The 1,074-nt window shown below is 62.9% G+C and carries 1 protein-coding gene; it reads right to left on the bottom strand.

Going from position 1 to position 1,074, the window contains the following annotated elements; genetic code table 11:
* Nucleotides 1–482 (bottom strand): hypothetical protein (locus tag QRN59_RS24300; RefSeq protein ID WP_284984988.1); only part of this gene is annotated, 482 nt, incomplete at its 3' end.
* Nucleotides 483–1,074 lie beyond the last annotated feature (592 nt).

The raw sequence follows: 1,074 nt of genomic DNA, 5'->3' as shown, positions 1-1,074 counted from the left end.
GCTCGGGCGCGCATCCCCATCACGACGCGGACGATCACCAAAAGGCTTACGATCACGATCGCCAAAAGGTTTGCGGTCACGATCGCCCTCACGGCTCGGACGATCGCCGAACGGCTTACGGTCACGATCGCCAAAGCTCGGGCGCGCATCCCCATCACGACGCGGACGATCACCAAAAGGCTTACGGTCACGATCGCCAAAGCTCGGGCGCGCATCCCCATCACGACGCGGACGATCACCAAAAGGCTTACGATCACGATCACCAAAGCTCGGGCGCGCATCCCCATCACGACGCGGACGCTCACCAAAAGGCTTACGATCACGATCACCAAAAGGTTTGCGGTCACGATCCCCCTCACGGCTCGGACGGTCGCCGAACGGCTTACGATCACGATCACCAAAGCTCGGGCGCGCATCCCCCCCACGACGCGGACGCTCACCAAAAGGCTTACGATCACGATCACCGCCGGCAGCGCCGTCACGGTTGTCCCTCGAACGGAATCCTCGCGGCTCGCCCCCGGAATTGTTGTTGGCGCGGAACGGACCGCGGTCGCCACGGCCACCGCCGAAGTTGCCGCGGTTGCCGCCGTTGTGCTCAGCCATGATGGATTCCTCCTGTTGTGAGCTGACCACTGGCGCATGCGCAGCCGCTCTTATCCGTATTTTGTTCTCACGCCGCCGGGATCCGGCTCGTATCTCTTATGTAATTCTAGGTGAACAGCCATCCGCGAACGCATTCGAAGGCCGTCTATTCAGCTTCCCGTGGGAATCATCACAACCCCAGGTATGACTGAGTCCGCTTCGGCAGGCTTGCAGATGCAAGTCCACGGGGCGGCGTGTCGGCCCTTGGGCTGCCAAATCGTCTGAAGCCTCAACAACGCCCGCCCACCTATACCCGATCCCGGCCCGACGCCCGCTCACCTATACCGGGTCCCGGCCCGACGCCCGCTCACCTATACCGGGTCCCGGCCCGACGCCCGCTCAGCTATACCGGGTCCCGGCCCGACGCCCGCTGTCCGCTGCTGACGGGGGACTGTCCGTTTAGGGGTCGATTCGAGATTGGCATTTAGTTGA

It is taken from the genome of Arthrobacter sp. efr-133-TYG-118, assembly GCF_030209755.1.
Taxonomy (GTDB): domain Bacteria; phylum Actinomycetota; class Actinomycetes; order Actinomycetales; family Micrococcaceae; genus Arthrobacter.
This window is presented reverse-complemented; position numbering and strand designations above follow the sequence as displayed.